Origin of the sequence: Roseomonas sp. GC11 (assembly GCF_024437745.1) — a bacterium.
Lineage (GTDB): Bacteria > Pseudomonadota > Alphaproteobacteria > Acetobacterales > Acetobacteraceae > Pseudoroseomonas.
In genome coordinates, this window is the sequence record NZ_JANFNY010000073.1 from 1 (window position 1) to 19,751 (window position 19,751).

A 19,751-nucleotide genomic window follows, 5' to 3' on the forward strand; every position below is an offset into this window, starting at 1 on the left:
GGCCAGCCCCGGCGCCAGGGCGGCGGCCAGGGTGAGCACCGGCAGCAGCGCCGCCGCCGGGCTGGTGCCGCCCGTCACCGGCAGCCAGCGCAGCCGCACCGCCAGCACCGCCACCAGCACCCCGCCCAGCGCGAAGCTGGGCAGGGCGGCGAAGAAGGCGGCCAGCGCCGTCACCACGCGGTCCCACAGGCCGCCGGGGCGCCAGCCGGCCAGCGCCCCCGCCGGCAGGGCCAGCAGTAGGGCCAGCAGCAGGGCCAGCCCGCCGACATGCAGCGTCAGGGCGAGGCGGGGGGCGATCTCCTCCCAGACGGGCCGGCCGGTGAGCAGCGAGGCGCCGAGCCGCCCCCGCGCCAGATCGAGCAGCCAGGCGGCGTATTGCTGCCAGAGCGGGCGGTCCAGCCCGGCGGCGGCGCGCAGGGCCTCGACCATGGCCGGGTTGGCGCGGTCCTCGCCGAAGCGGGCGGCGGCGACGCGCAAAGCGAGATCCCCCGGCAGGGCATGCAGCGCCGCGAAGCACAGCGTGCCGACCACCAGCGCCACCAGAAGCGCCTGCGCCAGCCGTCCGGCCAGCGCGGCACTGAGGGAGGGCAGGGTCATGAGAGGGGCTTCGCCCCTCTCAAACTCTCCCCACCAAAGGCCTGAGGCCTTTGGAAACCCAGAGGGGAGGTCCTGCTCAGGCCCACCGCAGCCCCGCCGTGCCGTAGCTCTGCTCATAGGGGTCGAGCACCACGGAGGCAGGGTCGAGGCGCGGCGAGACGGCCACATGCTCCTCCGTCCAGGACAGCGGGATGACCGGCAGTTCCTCCTGGAGCAGGGCGACCATGCGGCGGCGCAGGCGGGCTTTCTCCGCCGCGTCGAAACTGGCGATATAGGCGGGGACCAGCCGCTCCATCTCGGCATTGGCGAAGCCGGGGGAGGACCAGAGCTGGCGGGTGCCGGTGAAATCCGGCAGCAGGGTGCAGACCGGGTCCGGCACGTTCACATAGGTGCGCGAGGTCAGCGCCGCCTCCAGAGAGCCATCCTGGATCGCCCCCGGCAGGCTGCCGGAGGGGCCAGGGCGGACCTCCACGGCGATGCCGAGCGGGCGCCACTGCGCCTGCAGCGCCTGCGCCATCACCGGCATCTCGGGGCGGTTGGAGGGGGCCATCAGCACGGCGCGCAGCGCCTGGCCCTCGCGCGCCAGCACGCCATCGGCGCCGCGCTGCCAGCCGGCCTCGGCCAGCAGGCGGGCGGCCTCGGCCGGGTCGCGGCGCAGCGGCGGCAGGGCGGGGTCGTGCCACTCCGCCAGCACGGGGGGGAGGAGCTGCGGCGCGGCGCTCTCCCGGTGGCGCAGCAGGGCGGCGGCCATGCCCTCGCGGTCCGTCGCCAGGGAGAGGGCGCGGCGCACCCGCGCATCGGCGAATTGCGGGCGGCGCAGGTTCATCACCACCGTGCGGGTGCGCGGCAGGGTGACGCGGTGGATGCGCGCCCGCCCCGCCGCCGCGATGCGCTGCGCCGCCTGGGCCTGGAGGGTGAAGGTGAGGTCCGCCTCCCCCGCCTCGGCGAGGCTGGCGCGCGTCTCGCCCAGCGGCGCGGCGGTATAGGCCATGGCGCCGATGGCGGGCGGCCCCGCCCAGTGGCCGGCGAAGGCCTCGGCGGTCAGGCCGCGCGTGCCCTGCTGCCCGGTGACGCGGTAGGGCCCGGTGGCCACCGGCCGCTGCGGCCGCCCCGCCGCGTCATAGGCGGAGGGCGCCAGGATGACGCCGGCATAATCCGTCAGCGTCCCGGCCAGGGGGGAGAAGGGGGCGCGGGTGCGCAGCACCAGATCGCGCTCGCCCTCCGCCGCCATGCTGGCGAGCGGGATGGCGGAGAGGCTTTCCGCCTGCGACCAGACGCGTTCCAGCACCCGCGCGACATGCGGCGCGGTGACGGGGGTGCCATCGTGGAAGCGGGCGGCGCGCAGGCGGAAGCGCCAGGTCAGGCCATCCTCCCCCACCGTCCAGGACTCGGCGAGCAGCCCGGTCAGCTGCCCGTCCGGGCGGACGCCCACCAGCGTCTCGGCGATGTTCAGGCGGCGCAGGATATAGCCGGTCTCGACCGGGTCGGGGCTGTCATACTCCCAGGGGGAGACGACGCGCAGCGGGGTGGCCGTCTGGGCATGGCCGGCGCGCGGCAGCAGCAGCGCGGGGGCGGCGAGCAGCAGGCGGCGGGAGAGGCGGGGATGGTGCAGGCGGGCGGCGCTCATGCGCGGGCGGCCCCGGCGCGGCCTTGGAAGCCAGCGGGAAGGAACACGGCAAAGATCTCCTCCGCCAGGACATCCCGCCCGGCGGTGTGGGTTGAGGGCCTCGACGGCAGGTTTCCTGGCTCGCGATGCGCCACGGCGGGTGCCGCGGCGCCTCCCGCCCCGCCTTCCCAGGCCAGAAGGCCCAGTGGCACGCCCCGGAGGGGCGGATGGGGGGAGGCGTCATCGCCTACAGTTGCGGGCTCAGCCACCGACTGGCCCTCCGCGGAGGGCGTCACGGTGTTCCCTTGTCACCCGCTTGCGCGGGACCGTCGACGCCGCAGCATAGGCGCGGGCGGGGCCGGAGGGCAATGCGGGGAGGGGGAGGGGCATAATGTTATGATATAACATTTTGAGAGGAAGAAAACCCCTTCTCCCGCGCGGCGCGGCGGCGGACTATAACGCGGCCAATCCCCCGCCGATGGTGCGCCCATGTCCGCCAACTACGCCCTCAAGGAAGAGATCCGCGATTATTGGAGCAGCCGGGCCGAAAGCTTCGACAGCGCCTTTGGCCACCGCATCCCGCCGGGGCCGGAGCGCGAGGCCTGGCAGGCCGCCATCCGCCGCCACCTGGGCGCGGCGCCGCTGGAGGTGCTGGAACTGGCCTGTGGCACCGGCGAGGTGACGGGGGCGCTGCGCCGCCTTGGCCACCGCGTCACCGGGCTGGATTTCTCCGAGGCGATGCTGGCCCGCGCCAGGGCCAAGCATGCCGGCGATGCCGGGGCGCGTTTCTTCCTGGCCGATGCCGAGCACACGCGCGAGCCCGAGGGTCGCTATGACGCCGTGGTCTGCCGCCACCTCGTCTGGACGCTGACGGACCCGGAAGCCGCCCTGGCCGACTGGTTCCGCGTGCTGAAGCCGGGCGGGCATCTGCTGGTGTTCGATGGCGATTTCGCCGCCCCCGCCGGGCTGCCGGGGCGCCTGGCGAAGCGGATGCTGGGCTGGCTGGACCGCTGGGAAGGCACGGCGCCGCCGCATACGCCGGACCTCGACCGCCACGCCGCCATCATGCGGGAACTGCCCTTCGCCGATGGCCTGACGCCGGAGAAGCTGGCGCCCATGGTGGCCCGCCTGGGCTTCACGGCGGTGGAATGCCACCCGCATGCGCCGATCGCCCGCGCCCAGCGCCAGGGGGCCAGCCTGCGCAACCGGCTGCGGACCTTGCTGTATCGGCGCTTCATCCTGCACGCCCGCAAGCCCTGATGCCTGTGGGGTTGAGGCGGCCTCGCCCCCCACAACACTCCCTCGCCTTCCCTGAGCATGAGACGGGGCTCCCGGACCCTGCCATCCGTCTGGCGCCAAACTGAACGCTGGGTCCGGGGTGGTCGTGCCACCCCGGCGGAGGGGTCTGGGGAGGCGGAGCCTCCCCAGAGAGCAGGCTTTTTTGTCTGGCTTTTTTGCCTGGCGAGTTTGCCTGGCGAGGCGGCGCCCCCTGGGCAACAGGCACCCGTGCCTTCAACCGCAACGCCGCCAATCTTATTGAGAATGATAATCACTTTGGCCTATACCGGCGGCCATTCTCCGACGAGGCTTCCATGCACGCCAGCCGCCGCCATGTCCTTTCGCTTGCCGCGCTCGCGGCCCTGTCCGGTTCTGGTCTGTTTGACCGGGCGGCGCGCGCCGCGGCACCGCTGCGGGTGGTGGACATCACCGGGCGGGAGGTCACCATCCAGGCCCCGGTGCGCCGCATCCTGCTGGGCGAGGGGCGGCAGAGCTATGCCCTGGCCGCGCTGGACACGGCGGACCCCTTCGCCCGCGTCATCGGCTGGCGCGATGATTTCCGCAAGGCCGACCTCGATGGCTACCGCCTGTATGAGGCGAAGTATCCGGCCATCGCGAAGCTGCCCACCTTTGGCGGCTGGAAGGAAGGCGCCTTCGACATCGAGCAGGTCATCACCCTGCGCCCTGATGTCGTGGTGATGAACCTGGAATCGAAGGGCGCGATCGATGAGGGCAACCTCACCGCCAAGCTCGAACGTGCCGGCATTCCGCTGATCTTCATCGATTTCCGGGAAAAGCCCTTCGAGAATGCGGAGCGCAGCATCGCCATCCTGGGCGCCGTGCTGGGGCGTGAGGAGCGGGCGGCGGAACTCGCCGCCTATCGCCGCGCGCAGATCGCCCGCGTCACCGACCGCCTGGCCAGCTATACCGGCCCGCGCCCGCGCGTGATGATCGAGCGCGCGGCGGGCTTTGACGAAGGCTGCTGCATGTCCTTCGGCAATGAGAATTTTGGCCGCATGGTCAGCGTCGCGGGGGGCGAGAACATCGCGGCGGGGCTGATCCCGGGCACCTTTGGCACGCTGAACCCGGAGCAGGTGGTGGCCTCGCAGCCGGAGGTGGTCATCGTCACCGGCAGCAACTGGACGCTGTTCGCCCCGGATGGCGGCTGGGTGGGTGTGGGCCCCGGCGCGGACCAGGAGCGCGCGCGGGAGCGGCTGCGCCGTCTGATGCAGCGCCCCGCCTACCGCACCCTGCCGGTGGTGGGCCGTGGCCGCGTGCATGCCATCTGGCACCAGTTCTATGACAGCCCCTACCAGTTCGTCGCCATCCAGGCCCTGGCCAAGTGGCTGCACCCCGACCTCTTCGCTGATCTCGACCCGGATGCGACCTTCCGCGAGTTCCACGCCCGCTTCCTGCCGATCGACTACAAGCCCGGCTACTGGGTCTCGCTGAGCTGAGCTGAAAAAGGTTTTTTGGTTCTTTTTTCCAAAAAAGAACCGCTTCCTTCCTACGCCCCTTCCATGAACGCCTCCGCCCGCGTGGCGAAGAGGACGGTTTCCGGCCGGTGCGGCACGCCGGCGCGCAGAATGATCGCGGCACTGCGCGCCGGCATGGTGGTCAGGCGCAGCGGCACGGCGCAATAATCCTTGCGGTCCCGCCGCCCGTGCAGGCTGAGGTCGCTGGCCAGCCCCACCGCGTCGGAATACCGCACCGCGCGCAGCAGGCAGGCGAAGGAGTCCGTGCGCAGCACGCCATGTCCACCCTGGGGCCGCAGGGTGCCGAGCAGGGCCAGGATACCGCTCAGCGAGCTATGCGCCGGCAGGGCGAGATCGAAGCCGATCAGTTCTTCCGCCCCCACGGCCTGGCACCCGGCCAGCGGGTGGCGGCGGTGGAGGATGGCCACGACCCGGGCAGGCCAGCTCTGCCGCACCTCCAGTTCCGGGTCCTGGGCCGGCAGGCCGAGGCCGAAGCCGATCTGGGCATCTCCCTCGCGCACCTTGCGCGCCACGTCCATCGCCTGGCCGATGCTCAGGGTGAGTTCCAGCCCCGGCACCTCGCGCAGCAGGGCCTGGGCCACCTGGGTGGCGGCATCGGCCAGACCGTCCGTCGCCGCGACGCGCAGCGGTGCCGGGGTCTCCCCGCGGTCGCGCAGCAGCAGGGCGATGCGCTCCGCCTCCGCCTCGCTGCGGCTGGCGTAGTCGAGCAGCAATTCCCCGGCGGGGGTCAGGATCACCCCGCGCGTCGTGCGCTCGAACAGCGTGGCGCCGACGCGCTCCTCCAGCCGGGCGATCTGCCGGCTGATGGCCGGGCCGGTGAGGTGCAGCCGCTCCGAGGCCTCGCTGATCGAGCCTGTGCGGGCCACTTCCAGGAAATAGCGCAGGGCGGTGCTCAGCATGGGTAGCTCCTGGCCGGGGTGGGATTCGCGGGGCGAATTCTTGTGGCCGGAACGGGATAGCGGGAGTTTTTTAGAATTGTGTGCATGCGCGCCCGGCGTCATAGCCGCGCTGTCGCCATGCCGGACGGCCGGCGGGAGCCCAGCCCCCACCCGGCCCCTGGCCCAGAAGGAGAACAGGATGCGCGATGGCGCCCTGGCCGCCGCCGCGGCCGAACTCGAATCCGGCCGCTTCCAGGCCCTGCTCGCGCATCTGGTGGCGCAGCGCACCGACAGCGTCGCCGGCGACCCCGCCGTGCTCGACCACTACCTGGATGGCATCATCGCCCCGCTGCTGGCCGGCCTCGGCTTCGAGACGGCGGCGCGCGGCGCGGCCGCCGGCAACCGCTTCCTCGTCTCCCGCCGCATCGAGGACCCCGCCCTGCCCACCGTGCTGCTCTATGGCCATGGCGACGTGGTGCCGGGCATGGAGGGTCAATGGGCCGAGGGGCTGGACCCCTGGGTGCTGACCCCGCGCGGGGATCGCCTCTATGGCCGTGGCGCCGCGGACAACAAGGGCCAGCACGCCATCAACATCACCGCCATCGGCGCGGCGCTGAAGGCGCGCGGCGGGCGGCTCGGCTGCAACCTGGTCTGGCTGATGGAAATGGGCGAGGAGCGCGGCTCCCCCGGCCTGCGCGACTTCTGCCGCGCCCATCGCGAGGCGCTGCGGGCGGATCTCCTCATCGCCTCCGACGGGCCGCGCGTGGCCTCGACGCGCCCGACCATCTTCCTCGGCGCGCGCGGCGGGCTGCAGATCCGCCTCACCGCCGATCTGCGGCCGGGCGCCTACCATTCGGGCAACTGGGGCGGGCTGCTGCCCAACCCGGGCACCATCCTGGCCAATGCCATCGCCTCGCTGGTGGACGGGCAGGGGCGCATCCTGCTGCCCATCCTCAAGCCCGGCGCCATCCCCGCCGATGTGCGCGCCGCCCTGGCCGACATCACCCCCGAGCCCGGCCCGGACGACCCGGCCATCGATCCCGCCTGGGGCGAGCCGGGGCTGACGCCGGTCGAGCGCGTCTATGGCTTCAACACGCTGGAGGTGCTGGCCTTCGGCACCGGCAATATCGCCCGGCCCATCGGCGCCATCCCGGGGCGGGCGGAGGCCATGCTGCAACTGCGCTACGTCGTCGGCACCGATACCGCCGCCATCCCGGCGGCGCTGCGCGCCCATCTCGATGCCCGGGGCTTCGCCGCCGTCGCGCTGGAATGCGAGGGCTCCATGGGGGCGACCCGCATGCCGCTCGATAACCCCTGGGTGCGCTTCGCCGCCGCCTCCCTCACCCGCACCCTGGGGCGGGCGCCGGCGCTGCTGCCGAATTTCGGCGGCTCCCTGCCGAATGACGTGTTCGTCGAGGAGCTGGGCCTTGTCACCCTCTGGGTGCCGCACGCCCACCCCGCCTGCGGGCAGCACGCGCCGGATGAACATCTGCTGCGCCCCGTCGCCGGGGAGGCGCTGCGCATGATGGCGGGGCTCGTCTGGGATATGGGGGAAGCCAGGAAAGAGGTTCTTTTTTAGGAAAAAAGAACCAAAAAACTTTTTTCAGGGGCCGGCGCCCCGCAGGATCGCCCCGCAGGACCGCGCCTGGTCGCCCACTGGAAAACAGGATGACGGATGGCTGAAACGGCTCCGCCCCCGCGCAGCGCCATTCTCGCCGCCTCCCTCGGGCAGGCGCTGGAATGGTATGACGTCGCCCTGCACGGGTATTTTGGCTATTTCATCACCCGGGCCTTCTTTCCCTCGGTGGAGCAGGGGCTGGGGCTGGCCCTGGCCATGGCGGGCTTCGCCCTGCCCTGGCTGGCCCGGCCCCTCGGCGCCCTGCTGCTTGGCCGCCAGGCCGACCGCGCCGGCCGCCGCGGCGCCCTGCGGCGCGCCATGCTGCTCATGCTGCTGGGCACCGCCCTCATCACCCTCATGCCGCCCTATGCCAGCATCGGGCTGGCCGCGCCCTGCGGCATCCTGCTCGCCCGCCTGCTCCAGGGCCTCGCCGCCGGCGGTGAATTCGGCATCGCCGCCGCCTATCTGGCCGAGCACGCCCCCGGCCGGCGCGGCGCCGTCACCAGCTGGCTCTTCGCCGCGCAGGGGGCGGGCACGCTGCTCGCCGCCCTCGCCGGCTCCGCCCTCAGCACCCATGCCCCGATGGACGCGCTGGAGGCCTGGGGCTGGCGCATTCCCTTCGCCCTCGGCCTGCTCGGCGCCCTCCTCGGCTACTGGCTGCGCGGGCGCCTGGAGGAGGGGCGGGTGGCGCCGCCGCCCGCGCCCCTGCCCCACCCCTGCCTCATGGAACTGGGCCTGCGCCTGCTGGTGGCCGCCCTCGGCCTGCTGCTGCCCACCGCGGTTGGCAGCCTGCTGATCTTCATGATGATGAGCACGGTGCTTGAACTGCGGCTGGACCCGGCCAGCGGCTTCCTCGCCACCCTCGCCGCCAGCCTCCTCCTGGTGGGCGGCGCGCCGCTGGCGGGGCGCCTCGCGGACCGCCTCGGCCGCATCCGGCCCATGGCCTGCGCCGGCCTGCTGCTGCTGGCCTCCATCCTGCCCTGCCTGCTGCTGCTGGAGGCCCGGCCGGAGCCGCTCCTGGCCGTCGCCGCCATCCTCTGGCTGGTGGCGCTGCGCGCGGCCTATGTCGGCCCCCTGCCGGCCCTGCTGGCGGAAGTTTTTCCGCCCGCCACCCGCGCCACCGGCCTGGCCTTCAGCTACACTGCCACCGCCCTGCTCTTCGGCGGCTTCGAGCCGCCGGCCCTGGCATGGCTGACCGAGGTCACGGGCCACCGCCTGATCCCCGGCATCTGCCTTGTGGCGCTGGGGACGCTCAGCCTCGCCGCGCTGGCCGTGGCGCGGCGGCGCTTCCGCATCGCCTGACCCGACGACCCGCTTTCCTGATTGCCCGCTTTCCTGGACCGGACCCGCAGAAGCATGCTCGATACCCTCCCGACCCGCCCGCAGGACCCGCTGCTCGGCCTGCTGCGCCTCTATGCCGCTGATCCGCGCCCGGGCAAGATCGACCTCGGCGTGGGCGTCTATCGCGACGAGAGCGGGCGCACCCCGGTGCTGGACGCGGTGAAGGCCGCCGAGCACCGCATCTGGGAGCGGCAGGACAGCAAGAGCTACCAGGGCATGGAGGGCGACCGCGCCTTCCTCGCCGCCTTCGGCGCCTTCCTCTTCGGCGGCCGCCCGCTGGCGGCGGTGCAGACCATCGGCGGCTCCGGCGCCCTGCGCCTGGCGGCGGACCTGCTGCTGGAGGCCGGCTCCCGCCGCATCTGGGTCGGCACCCCCACCTGGCCGAACCACCAGGCCATCATCAAGGCCGGCCGGCTGGAGGTGGTGACCTACCCCGCCATCGACCGTGCCCGCGGCGCCGTGGATTTCCCGGCCCTGCGCGAGGCCCTCGCGCGCCTGGAGCCGGGCGATGTCGCCCTGCTGCATGGCTGCTGCCACAACCCGACCGGCGCCGGCCTCACCCTGCCGCAATGGGCCGAGATCGCCGCCATCCTCAAGGCGCGCGGCGCCGTGCCGCTGGTGGACCTCGCCTATATGGGCTTCGGCCAGGGCCTGCGCGAGGACCTCGCCGGCACCCAGCTGCTGCTAGAGGAACTGCCGGAGGTGCTGGTGGCCATCTCCTGCTCCAAGAACTTCGCCCTCTACCGCGACCGCATCGGCGCCCTCTTCGTCCAGGCGAAGGGCGAGGCGGCGCGGGCGGCGGCGCAGTCCACCATGGAATCCCTGGCCCGCGTTTCCTACTCCATGCCCGCCGCCCATGGCGCCGCCGTGGTCGCCACCATCCTGGAAGATGACACGCTGCGCGCCGGCTGGCTGGTGGAACTGGAAGGAATGCGCCGCCGCATCGTCGCCCTGCGCGAGGCTCTGGCGGCGCAGCTCGCCCCGCTCTGGCCCGGTGCCACCGCCATCGCCGCCCAGGAAGGCATGTTCACCATGCTGCCGGTGACGCCGGAGCAGGTCACCCGCCTGCGTGAGGCGCATGGCGTCTACATGGCCGAGTCGGGCCGCATCAACATGGCCGGCCTGCGCGAGCGCGACGTGCCCCGGCTGGTCGAGGCGCTGCGCCAGGTCGGGCTCGGCGCGGCGTGAGCAGGGCGGCCACTCCAGGGGGCGGCTTCAGGGGCGGCCCCGGGGCCGGCTCCGGGAGCGGTTCGGGCAGGGCGGGGCGGCCCAGCGCCTCCCCCATCCCGCACCACCTCTACGAGGATGCCCTGGCGCTGCTGCTCGGCACCCTCATCGTCGCCCTCGGCCTCGCCATGTACACCCAGGCCCGGCTGGTGACGGGCAGCATGGCCGGGCTCGCCCTGCTCGTGCACCACATCACCGGCTGGGGCTTTGGCCCGGTCTTCGCCGTGATGAACCTGCCCTTCTGCGCCTTCGCCTGGCTGCGCATGGGCTGGCGGCTGGTGGCGCGCACGGCGCTGGCCCTGCTGCTGCTCGGCCTCTTCTCCCGCCTGACGCTGGACTGGGTGGGCTTCGCCCATCTCGACCCGCTCTATGCCGCCATCGCCGGCGGCGCGCTGATGGGCATCGGCCTGCTGGTGCTGTTCCGCCACCACACCGGCCTCGGCGGCGTGAACATCCTGGCGATGTATCTCCAGGAACGCCGGGGCTGGCGCGCCGGCTATGTGCTGCTCGGCTTCGACGCGGCGGTGATGCTGGCCTCCAGCTTCGTGCTGGCGCCGGAGGGGCTGCTCTTCTCCGTGCTGGGCGCCGCCGTGCTCAACAGCATCATCGCCATCAACCACCGCCCGGGGCGCTATCGCGGGATGAGCTGGTAAGGCAGCAAGACGCGTTCTTTTTTGGAAAAAAGAACCAAAAAACTTTTTCCTGAAAAATATGTCCGGGGGCGCGTCAGTGCGGCGGGCCGCCGGCCGGGTGAAAACGATCGATGCGGAAGGCGTCCAGCGGCACATCCGTGCGGCCTTCCGTCATCAGCTCCGCCAGGATGGCGCCAAGGCCCGGGCCAAGCTGGAAACCATGGCCGGAAAAGCCGAAGGCATGGAACAGGCCGGGCGTCGTGCGGCTCGGCCCGATCACCGGGATGCGGTCGGGCATCTGCCCGTCAATGCCGCTCCAGCTGCGGATCACCTGCACCCCGGCCAGGGCGGGCACCAGGCGCACGGCATGCGCCAGCGCCTGCATCGTCACCTCGGGCAGGGGGCGCGCCCAGCGGCGTTCCGGCTCGCTCTCGCCCACCCCGCCGCCGAGGATGACATTGCCGCGCGGGATCTGCCGCAGATACACATTGCCGCCCACCACCCCCAGATTGGGTTCGATGAAGTAGCGCACAGGCTCCGTCACCACCATGTTCGGGCTGAGCGGGGTGATGGGCACCGCCTCGCCGAAAGCCTCGGCCACCGCGCCACCCCAGAACCCCGCCACATTGAGCAGCAGCGGCGCGCGGAATTCCTCCCCCGCCGCGCTGCGCAGCACGAAGCCGCCTTCCTCCCGCGCGAAGTCCGTGATGGCGCAATGCTCGCGGATCTCCGCCCCGGCGGCGCGCGCCGCCCGCGCCAGCGCCGGCGCCATCAGCCGCGGATTGGCCGAGCCATCCTCCGGCGCCAGCGAGCCCGCTACCACCGCCGGACCCAGCCACGGATAGTCCCGGTGGAGGGCATTGCGCCCGATCAGCCGCAACGGCAGGCCATGCGCCTCCGCCACCTCGCGATAGGCCACCAGCTCCGCCTCCTCCGCCGCGCTGCGCGCCAGCTTCAGATGCCCGGTGACGCTGAACTCCGCATCCGTCCCGGTCAGCGCGCCGAGCCGCCCCCACACCTCGCGCGAGCGCCGGGCGATGGGCAGTTCCGCCGGGTTGCGGCCCTGCTGCCGCACCCCGCCATAATTCACCCCCGAGGCCTGCCCGCCCACCAGCCCGCGCTCCAGCAGCAGCACGCGCCGCCCGCGCTGCGCTAGGTGCAGCGCCGCCGAGCAGCCGACGCCGCCACCCCCCAGAACCAGGATATCGGCCCGCGCCGCCACGCCCCGCGCTGTCACGCCCTGCGCCGTCACGCGACCGGCTCCACGGCGGGGATGGGCATGGGCTTGACCGGCGGCTGCCCGCGCAGCCGGCCGATGGCCTCCACCGGCTGGCCCAGCTCGGCGGCCAGGATCTCCGCCGCCGCCGCGCCGCAGACCCGCCCCTGGCACCGCCCCATGCCCACCCGGGTGAAGGCCTTGGCGCGGTTCATCTCGGGCGCGATGCCGGGGGCATGCTCCGCCCGCGCCGCGGCGCGCAGCTCGCCCGCCGTCAGCCCCTCGCAGCGGCAGAGGAGGGCCGCATCCGGCAGCGCCGCGGCCAGCGCGGCGGGGAAGGGAAAGGCCCGCTCCAGCGCCGCGCGGAACCGCGCCTGCGCCGCCAGGGCGCGGTCCAGCGCCGCCACCCGCGCGGCCTCCACCGGCAGCCCGGCATCCGCCAGCAGCGCCAGCGCGGCGCGCGCCCCGGCCAGCTCCGCCACCTCCGCCCCGCCAATCCCGGCGCCATCGCCGGCGAGGTAATGCCCCGGCACCGGCGTCCGCCCGGCGGCATCGCGCCGGGGCACCCAATTGTGCTGCCGCGCGTCGAAATCGAAGGGAATGCCGGCGAGATCCGCCAGCTGCGCCTCCGGCTTCAGCCCCCAGCCCAGGCCGACCGCGTCGCAGGCCACGCTGTCCTCCCGCCCCGCCGCATCGCGCCAGCGCAGGGCGGTGACGCCCCCGCCATCGCCCCCGCCATTGCTCCGGTCATCGCCCTCGATCGCCAGCGGCGTGATGCCCTCGGCGATGCGCACGCCGCGCGCGCGCAGCCAGGCGGTGTAATAGAGGCCCTTGGCGAAAACCGGCCCGTTGCGCAGCAGGCCGGGGGCCGCCTTCAGCTTGGTGAGGAAGGGCGTGGTGTCGAGCACCGCCGCCACCTCCGCCCCCGCCCGGGCATATTGATAGGCCACCAGCCACAGCAGCGGCCCGCTGCCGAGAAACGCCACCCGCCGCCCGATGCCGCAGCCCTGCGCCTTCAGCGCGATCTGCGCCCCGCCCAGCGTGGTGACGCCAGGGCGCGTCCAGCCCGGCACCGGGATCACCCGGTCCATCGCTCCGGTGCAGAGCAGCGCGGCATCATACTCCACCACGCCCTGATGGCCGCGATGCAGGGTGAACAGCCGCCGCGCCGCCGGGCGGATATGCCAGGCCAGCGTCTGCGGCCGCCACTCGGCCCGCGCCGTGGCGGCCTCCAGCGCCGCATGCAGCGCCGTGGCCCTCCCCGCCTCGAAGCCATACAGCGCCTTCGCATCGCGCCGCAGCGGCGCGGGGGGGCGCTGGTAGATGCGCCCACCCCCCTCCGCCGCCTCGTCGATCCAGACGGGGCGCAGGCCCGCCTCCAGCAGCACCTCCACCGCCCGCACGCCAGCCGGGCCGGCGCCCACCACCGCCACCCGCATCATCCGCGCCGCACCGCCATGCCATCCTCCGCCAGCGTGGCGCAGGCCCGCACCCGGCCCAGCCCCTCCACCGCCACCCAGCAATCCTGGCAGGCGCCCATCAGGCAGAAGCCGGAACGCGCGCCATCGCCGAATTCGCTCTGCCGCAGCGGCCCCGCCCCGGCGGCGAGCAGCGCCGTCAGCAGCGTGTCGCCGCGCAGGGCTTCCACCGGCTTGCCTTCGAGGGTCAGGGCGATCGGAGGGCGCGCCGTGTCGCGCAGGCGGTGCAGCCTCATACCAGCTCCTCATGCCGGCAATTCACCAGCAGCTCGGCCACCGTGGCCGTGTTGGACAGGTGCAGCACCGTCTCCGCCAGCGCCGCCACATCCTCGGGCCGCGTCATCTGCGCGCGCGGAAAGCCGGTGACATGCGCGGTCATATCCGTCTCGACGAAGCCGGGGCACAGCGCCGTGGCGCGGATGCCATGCGCCCAGCCCAGCCGCCGCACCTCCTGCGTCAGCGCCATGACGGCGAATTTGCTCATGGCGTAGGCGAGATTGTCGTTCTTCACCCGCTTGCCGGAGAGCGAGGCGATGGTGAGCACGCGCCCCGTGCCGCCCGCCACCAGATGCGGCCAGGCGGCGCGCAGGACGCGCATCGGGCCCTTCGCATTCACCGTCCAGCTGGTGTCGAACACGCTTTCATCGCCATCGAGCAGCGTGCCGCGCGGATTGATGCCGGCGGCGTTCACCACGGCGTCGATGCGGCCATGGCGCGCCACCGTGGCGGCCACCCAGGCTTCCGCGCTGCCAGGGGTGGCGGCGTCATAGGGATGCGCGCTCAGGGCGGGGTGCGCCGGGAGGCGGGACGGGTCGCGCACGCCGGCGCTCAGCGTGCAGCCGGCGGCCAGCAGGCGCTCCAGGATGGCGCGGCCAATGCCGCGCGTCGCGCCGGAGAGGAGGACAACGCGGCCTTCAGGGGTCAGCATGCGGGGGGCTTTCTGCCAGGGCAGGCTAAGGGGGCGGGCACAGGTGGGGCGGGCCAAGGGGGCGCCGCCCCCTTGGATCCCCCGCCGGGGGAACAGGGTTCCCCCGGACCCCGCCATCCGGGGGACATCAGCCGGGATTCCAGCAGGCCAGCCGGCGGGGGCCAGTCTGCTCCAGCGGTGGCATCGCCTCGGCGCAGCGCGGCAGCGCCCGCGCGCAGCGCGTGCGGAAGACACAGCCGGAAGGCGGGTTCGCCACACTCGGGATTTCGCCGGGCAGCGGCGCCGCGCTGGCACGCTGGCGCAGCGAGGGCGTGGCGGCAAGCAGGGCGCGGGTATAGGGGTGGGCGGGGGCGCTGAAAATCTCCGCCGCCGGGCCCTCCTCCACCACGCGGCCGAGATACATCACCATCACGCGGTCACAGAGATGGCGCACCACATGCAGGTCATGGCTGATGAAGACCAGCGCCACACCCAGCCCGGCGCGCAGATCAGCCAGCAGATTCACCACCTGCGCCTGGATCGAGACATCCAGCGCGGAGACGGGTTCATCCGCCACGATCAGGTCCGGCTCCGTCGCCAGCGCCCGCGCGATGGCGATGCGCTGCCGCTGCCCGCCGGAAAACGCATGCGGCAGCCGCGTGGCGTGCGAGGGGTCGAGCCCCACCTGCTGCAACAGCGCCGCCGCGTTGCGCGCGGCCCCATGGGCATCCTCGATGCCATGGATGCGCAGGCCATCGGCGATCTGCGCGCCCACGCTGCGCCGCGGGTCCAGGCTGCCATAAGGGTCCTGGAACACCATCTGCATCCGCCGCCGCAGGCCGCGCAGCGCGCCGCCGCGCAGCGCCGCGAGGTCCTGCCCCTCGAACAGCACGCGGCCCGCGCTCGGCGGCATCAGCCGCAGCAGCAGCCGGCCCAGCGTGCTCTTGCCACAGCCGGACTCGCCCACCACGCCCAGCGCCTCGCCCCGCCGCAGCACGAGATCCACGCCGCGCACCGCCACGATCGGCCGCGCCCGGCGGAACAGCCCGCCCTGGCCTGGAAAGGCGCGCGTCAGCCCTTCCGCGCGGAGCAGGGGCGGCGGCGGCGGGAGCGCGTTCATGCCAGTTCCTTCCAGCGCAGGCAGCGCGTCGCGCGCGTCGGCGTGGCGGCCTGCAAGGGGGGGGCCGCCCGCGCGCAGTCAGGCCGCGCCACGCTGCAGCGGGGGGCGAAGCGGCAGCCCTCCGGCATCGCCCAGGGCTGCGGCACCGCGCCGGGAATGGCGGAAAGCCGCGCCACATCCTCCTCCGGCGTGGCGGCGATCAGCGCGGCGGTATAGGGGTGGCGCGGCGCGGCGAAGACCTCGGCCACCGGGCCTTCCTCCACCAGCTCCCCGCCATACATCACCGCCACGCGGTCGGCGATCTGCGACACCACCGCCAGGTTGTGCGTGACGAAGATCATCCCCATCCCCGCCTCGGACCGCTTCAGCCCCGCCAGCAGCTCCAGAATCTGCGCCTGCACGGTGACGTCCAGCGCCGTGGTCGGCTCATCGGCCAGCAGCAGGCGCGGATGGTTGGCGATGGCGGCGGCGATCATCACGCGCTGCCGCTGCCCGCCGGACAATTCATGCGGGAAGGCATCCACCCGCCGCTCCGCATCCGGCAGCCCGACCTGCTTCAGCAGCGCGACGACGCGCCCGCGCAGATCGCCCGTCACCCCATGCGCGCGCAGCCCCTCCCCGATCTGCGCGCCGATGCGCAGCAGCGGGTTGAGGCTGCTCGACGGGTCCTGGAACACCATGGCGAGGTCGCGCCCGCGCAGGCCGCGCAGCGCCTCCTCCGGCGTGCGCAGCAGGTCGCGCACCCGGCCATCGCGCCCGGTATGCAGGATCTCGCCCGCCACCACCCGCACCGCCGCCGGCAGCAGCCCCATCACCGCCAGCCCCGTCAGCGTCTTGCCGGAGCCGCTTTCGCCCACCACCGCCAGCGTCTCCCCCGCGGCGAGGCTGAAGCTGACATCACGCACCACCGGCACCGGCCCGGTGGGGCCGGCGACCTCCAGCGTCAGCCCGCGCACGCAGAGCAGGCCGGGCGCGGTGGAAGCCGGCGCGGGGGAATCATGCAGGGCGGGGCCGGGCAGGGCGGCGAGGCGGCGCAGGAAACCCGGCCGCGCCGTGCCACCCGCGCGCGGGTCCAGCACATCCCGCAGCCGGTCACAGAGAAGATTGAACGCAAGCACCGTGCCCGTCAGCGCCAGGCAGGGCCAGAACAGCAGCAGCGGCGCCTGCTCCATCGTCGCCCGCGCGCCACGGATCATCAGCCCCCAGGAGGGCGCCGGCGGCACCACGCCGAGGCCGAGGAAGGACAGCCCGCTCTCCAGCAGCATCGCCGCCGAGACGGTGAGCGAGAACTGCACCAGCAGCGGCGCGGCGATATTGGGCAGCAGCGTGCGCAGCAGGATGCGGGGAATGCCCGCGCCCAGCGCGCGCTGCGCCGTCACATAGTCCAGCGCGCGCACCGTCAGCGTCTCGGCATAGGCGACGCGGGCGAAATTCGGGGCGAAGAGCACGGCGAGGGAAAAGATCAACGTCACCGCGCCCGGCCCGAGCAGCGTGACCACCAGCAGCGCCAGCAGCATGGGCGGGAAGCACAGCACGATATCGGCCACGCGCAGCGTCACCAGCTCCACCGCGCCCCGGAAATAGCCGCCGACCAGCCCGAGGAAAGTGCCCGCCAGCGCCGCCAGCGCCGCCGCCGCGAAGGCGACGCTCAGCGAGACCCGCGCGCCCCACAGGATGCGCGAGAGGACATCGCGGCCATATTCATCCTGCCCCAGCCAGTGCGCGGCGGAGGGCGCGGCGAGGCGGTGCGCGACATCCTGGCGCACGGGATCGGCCAGCGGCAGCAGCGGCGCCGCCAGCGCCAGCAGCAGGATCAGCGCGACGAGCGCGCCCGGCAGGGCGAGGCGGCGCATCAGCCCTGCCTCACGCGCGGGTCGATGACGGCATAGAGCAGATCGACCACGAGGTTGAGCAGCACGAACAGCGCCGAGACGACCAGCACGATGCCCATCACCTCCGGATAGTCGCGCGCCTCGACGGCGCGGACGAGATAGCCGGACAGGCCCGGCCAGTTGAACACGAACTCCACCAGCACCGTGCCGCCGAGCAGCGAGCCGAGATGCAGCGCCACCACCGTGACCACCGGCGTCAGCGCGTTGCGCACGACATGGCGGCGCAGGATGTGGCGGGGCGCCACGCCGCGCGCCTGGGCGGCGCGCACATGCTCGCGCTCCAGCACCTCCAGCACGGAGGCGCGCGTCACCCGCAGCACCACGGCGGCGAGGCTGACGGCGATGGTGCCCGCCGGCATCAGCAGCAGGCCGATATGGCGCAGCGGGTCGCGTGCCAGCGGCACATAGCCGCCGGCGGGCACGAGGCGGAGCTGCTGCGCCAGCACCAGCACCACCAGCGTGCCGATGACGAAGACCGGCACCGAGAGCGCCAGCCCCGCGACGCCGGAGAGGATGCGGTCCGTCAGCCGCCCCGCGCGCAGCGCCGCCAGCAGGCCGAGCGGCAGGCCGAACAGCACGGCGAGGAAGCCCGCCATGCCCACCAGCTCCAGCGTGCGCGGCAGGCGCAGCGCGATTTCCTCGGCCACCGCGTGCTCGTCGGTCAGCGAGAGGCCGAAATCGCCGCGCAGCAGGCCGGACAGATAGGCGCCATACTGCGCCAGCAGCGGCGCGTTCAGCCCGAGCCGCTCGCGCAGTTCCTCGACGGCGGCGGGATCGGGCGCGACGCCGCCCTGGGAGAGCAGCAGCTCCGCCGGATCGCCGGGAATGAGGTGGATGACGAGGAAGACCAGCGTCGCCACCACCCAGACCAGCAGCAGCGAGACCGCGAGGCGGCGCGTGGCGAAGCCCAGCATCGCCTCAGCCCGCCGCGGTGCTTTCGAGGGTGATGCCGGAATAGAAGGTCAGCGCCCCCGGCAGGTTCTGGAAGCCGGTGACGCCCTTGCGCATCGCATAGCCCTGGCTGCGCCAGGTGAGGCCGACGATCGGCGTCTGCTCGATCGCCAGCTTCTCCACCTCGCGATAGATGGCGCGGCGCTTCGCCTCGTCGAATTCGGCGCGGCCGGCGGCGAAGAGCGCGGTGATGCGCTCTGTTTTCAGCGCGAAGCTGCGGACATAGGAAGGCGCGAGGCTGCCATCGAGAATACTGGCGATGCCATCGGGATCATTGCTGTCGGCGGAGGTGCCCATCACCGCCATGTCGTATTGCCCGCGATTGCCGAGCGCCACGCGCGTCGCCCAGTCCGGCATGTTCAGCGTGGCATTGATGCCGACAGCGGCCAGATGCTGCTGCACCACCTCCGCCGTGTCCTTGTGCATGCCATACTGCGCGGTGGAGAGCAGGGAACAGGTCAGGCCACCGCCATGCCCGGCCTCGGCCAGCAGGCGGCGCGAGAGATCGGGGTTGTAGGTCCAGGAATCCTTGAACTCCGCATTGTAGTAGGGGCTGTTCTGCGGCAGGGGAAGCTGCGTCAGCGGCGAACCGCGGCCGAAGAAGGCGGCCTTCACCAGATCCTCGCGCCGGATGGCGTGGGCGACGGCGCGGCGCACGCGCGGGTCGTCGAAGGGCGGGCGGCCGCCATTGAAGACGAGGAACATGAAGGCGCCATCGACAGCATCGAGCTTCAGCCCGCTATTGGCGGTGATGGCGTCCATGGCCTGCCACGGCACATATTCGATCAGGTCCACATCGCCCGACTGCAGCGCGGCGACGCGCAGATTCTCATCGGCATAGGCCACGACACGGATTTTTTTCAGCTTCGGCAGGCCGGGCTTGTAGTAGCCCTCGAAGGGCTCAAGCTCCAGCGAGACGCCGCGTTCCTGCGCCTTCAGCACGAAGGGCCCGGCGCCGATGAACTGCCCGCGCGGCGAATTGCGCGAGATGATCGGCATATGGTAGCTGCCCATCCACAGGCCGAGCGTCGCCACGGGCTCCTTCGTCACGATGCGGATGGTGCGCTCATCCGGCGTCTCGATCTTCTCGATATCCTGCATCTGCGCGCGGAAATAGGCGGTGGAGCGCTCGGCGGCGATCTGTTCCAGCGTCCATTTCACATCGGCGGCGGTGACCACCTCGCCATTCTGGAACTTCGCCTGGCGCAGGCGGAAGACCCAGCTGCGATCATCCTCGCGCGTCCAGGATTCCGCCAGTTCCGGCTGCAGCGAGCCATCCGCGGCATAGGAGACGAGGCCGCGATAGATCAGCAGCTTGATCGTCGCCGCCGCGGTGCCGCTATTGGCCCAGGGCTGGATGGTGGGCGGATAGCTGGAAAGGCCGAAGGTCAGCACGCCCGGCGTGGCCGCGCGCGCGCCCGGCAGGTGCAGAAAGGGCAGCAGCGAGGCACCAGCGGCGCCGGCCAGCATGGCCCGGCGGGAGATGGGGGAAGCCATGAGGGGAATGCTCCTTC

16 protein-coding genes, 1 pseudogene and 1 riboswitch are annotated in these 19,751 nt (G+C 72.8%); of the genes and pseudogenes, 6 read left to right on the plus strand and 11 right to left on the minus strand.

Annotated features, from left to right (window positions below; translation table 11 throughout):
- Positions 1–597: pseudogene (locus tag NON00_RS19165) on the minus strand (ABC transporter permease); the annotation flags it as partial.
- Positions 598–673: 76 nt separating this feature from the next.
- Positions 674–2,224: an ABC transporter substrate-binding protein gene (locus tag NON00_RS19170; RefSeq protein WP_256024311.1), complete on the minus strand. Its 1,551-nt coding sequence runs from the start codon at positions 2,222–2,224 to the stop codon at positions 674–676.
- A gap of 87 nt (positions 2,225–2,311) precedes the next feature.
- Positions 2,312–2,549, minus strand: a riboswitch (cobalamin riboswitch).
- 143 nt (positions 2,550–2,692) lie between these two features.
- Here NON00_RS19170 and NON00_RS19175 point away from each other — a divergent pair.
- On the plus strand, positions 2,693–3,463 hold the full coding sequence (locus NON00_RS19175; protein ID WP_256024312.1) for a class I SAM-dependent methyltransferase: 771 nt from the start codon (positions 2,693–2,695) through the stop codon (positions 3,461–3,463).
- Between the two features lie 332 nt (positions 3,464–3,795).
- The gene (locus tag NON00_RS19180; RefSeq protein ID WP_256024313.1) at positions 3,796–4,938 is read left to right on the plus strand and encodes an ABC transporter substrate-binding protein; all 1,143 of its coding nucleotides are present in this window, start codon (positions 3,796–3,798) and stop codon (positions 4,936–4,938) included.
- A 50-nt stretch (positions 4,939–4,988) separates the two neighbouring features.
- On the opposite strand, the gene NON00_RS19185 is transcribed toward NON00_RS19180, so the two are convergent.
- The gene (locus NON00_RS19185) at positions 4,989–5,876 is read right to left on the minus strand and encodes a LysR family transcriptional regulator (RefSeq protein WP_256024314.1); all 888 of its coding nucleotides are present in this window, start codon (positions 5,874–5,876) and stop codon (positions 4,989–4,991) included.
- A 178-nt stretch (positions 5,877–6,054) separates the two neighbouring features.
- Here NON00_RS19185 and NON00_RS19190 point away from each other — a divergent pair, with 178 nt between their 5' ends.
- From NON00_RS19190 to NON00_RS19205, 4 genes are all read left to right on the plus strand, one after another.
- Positions 6,055–7,434 (plus strand): M20 family metallopeptidase, encoded by a 1,380-nt coding sequence (locus NON00_RS19190; RefSeq protein ID WP_256024315.1) that lies wholly within the window; start codon positions 6,055–6,057, stop codon positions 7,432–7,434.
- A 96-nt stretch (positions 7,435–7,530) separates the two neighbouring features.
- The gene (locus tag NON00_RS19195) at positions 7,531–8,775 is read left to right on the plus strand and encodes an MFS transporter (protein WP_256024316.1); all 1,245 of its coding nucleotides are present in this window, start codon (positions 7,531–7,533) and stop codon (positions 8,773–8,775) included.
- A 54-nt stretch (positions 8,776–8,829) separates the two neighbouring features.
- Positions 8,830–10,002 carry an aromatic amino acid transaminase gene (locus NON00_RS19200; RefSeq protein WP_256024317.1) on the plus strand — a complete coding sequence of 391 codons (1,173 nt, stop codon included), beginning with the start codon at positions 8,830–8,832 and terminating at the stop codon, positions 10,000–10,002.
- Complete coding sequence (locus NON00_RS19205; protein ID WP_256024318.1) at positions 9,999–10,694, plus strand: YitT family protein; 696 nt, start codon at positions 9,999–10,001, stop codon at positions 10,692–10,694. The genes NON00_RS19200 and NON00_RS19205 overlap by 4 nt, the downstream gene beginning before the upstream one ends.
- 73 nt (positions 10,695–10,767) lie before the next feature.
- Here the strand turns inward: NON00_RS19205 and NON00_RS19210 are convergent, their stop codons facing one another.
- The 8 genes from NON00_RS19210 to NON00_RS19245 form a co-directional block, all read right to left on the minus strand.
- The gene (locus NON00_RS19210) at positions 10,768–11,925 is read right to left on the minus strand and encodes an FAD-binding oxidoreductase (RefSeq protein ID WP_256024319.1); all 1,158 of its coding nucleotides are present in this window, start codon (positions 11,923–11,925) and stop codon (positions 10,768–10,770) included.
- Positions 11,922–13,331, minus strand: coding sequence for an FAD-dependent oxidoreductase (locus NON00_RS19215; protein WP_370688740.1), 1,410 nt, complete (start codon positions 13,329–13,331; stop codon positions 11,922–11,924). The genes NON00_RS19210 and NON00_RS19215 overlap by 4 nt, the downstream gene beginning before the upstream one ends.
- A complete protein-coding gene (locus NON00_RS19220; protein WP_256024320.1) occupies positions 13,328–13,603 on the minus strand; it encodes a (2Fe-2S)-binding protein in 276 nt (91 codons plus the stop codon). Before NON00_RS19220 ends, NON00_RS19215 begins: the two co-directional genes overlap by 4 nt.
- Positions 13,600–14,295 carry an SDR family NAD(P)-dependent oxidoreductase gene (locus NON00_RS19225; protein WP_256024321.1) on the minus strand — a complete coding sequence of 232 codons (696 nt, stop codon included), beginning with the start codon at positions 14,293–14,295 and terminating at the stop codon, positions 13,600–13,602. The genes NON00_RS19220 and NON00_RS19225 overlap by 4 nt, the downstream gene beginning before the upstream one ends.
- Positions 14,296–14,422: 127 nt before the next feature.
- A complete protein-coding gene (locus tag NON00_RS19230) occupies positions 14,423–15,394 on the minus strand; it encodes an ABC transporter ATP-binding protein (protein WP_256024322.1) in 972 nt (323 codons plus the stop codon).
- Positions 15,391–17,247 carry a dipeptide/oligopeptide/nickel ABC transporter permease/ATP-binding protein gene (locus tag NON00_RS19235; RefSeq protein ID WP_256024323.1) on the minus strand — a complete coding sequence of 619 codons (1,857 nt, stop codon included), beginning with the start codon at positions 17,245–17,247 and terminating at the stop codon, positions 15,391–15,393. Before NON00_RS19235 ends, NON00_RS19230 begins: the two co-directional genes overlap by 4 nt.
- Positions 17,247–18,200 (minus strand): ABC transporter permease, encoded by a 954-nt coding sequence (locus NON00_RS19240; protein ID WP_256024324.1) that lies wholly within the window; start codon positions 18,198–18,200, stop codon positions 17,247–17,249. Before NON00_RS19240 ends, NON00_RS19235 begins: the two co-directional genes overlap by 1 nt.
- Before the next feature lie 4 nt (positions 18,201–18,204).
- The gene (locus tag NON00_RS19245) at positions 18,205–19,734 is read right to left on the minus strand and encodes an ABC transporter substrate-binding protein (RefSeq protein WP_256024325.1); all 1,530 of its coding nucleotides are present in this window, start codon (positions 19,732–19,734) and stop codon (positions 18,205–18,207) included.
- Between the last annotated feature and the right edge of the window lie 17 nt (positions 19,735–19,751).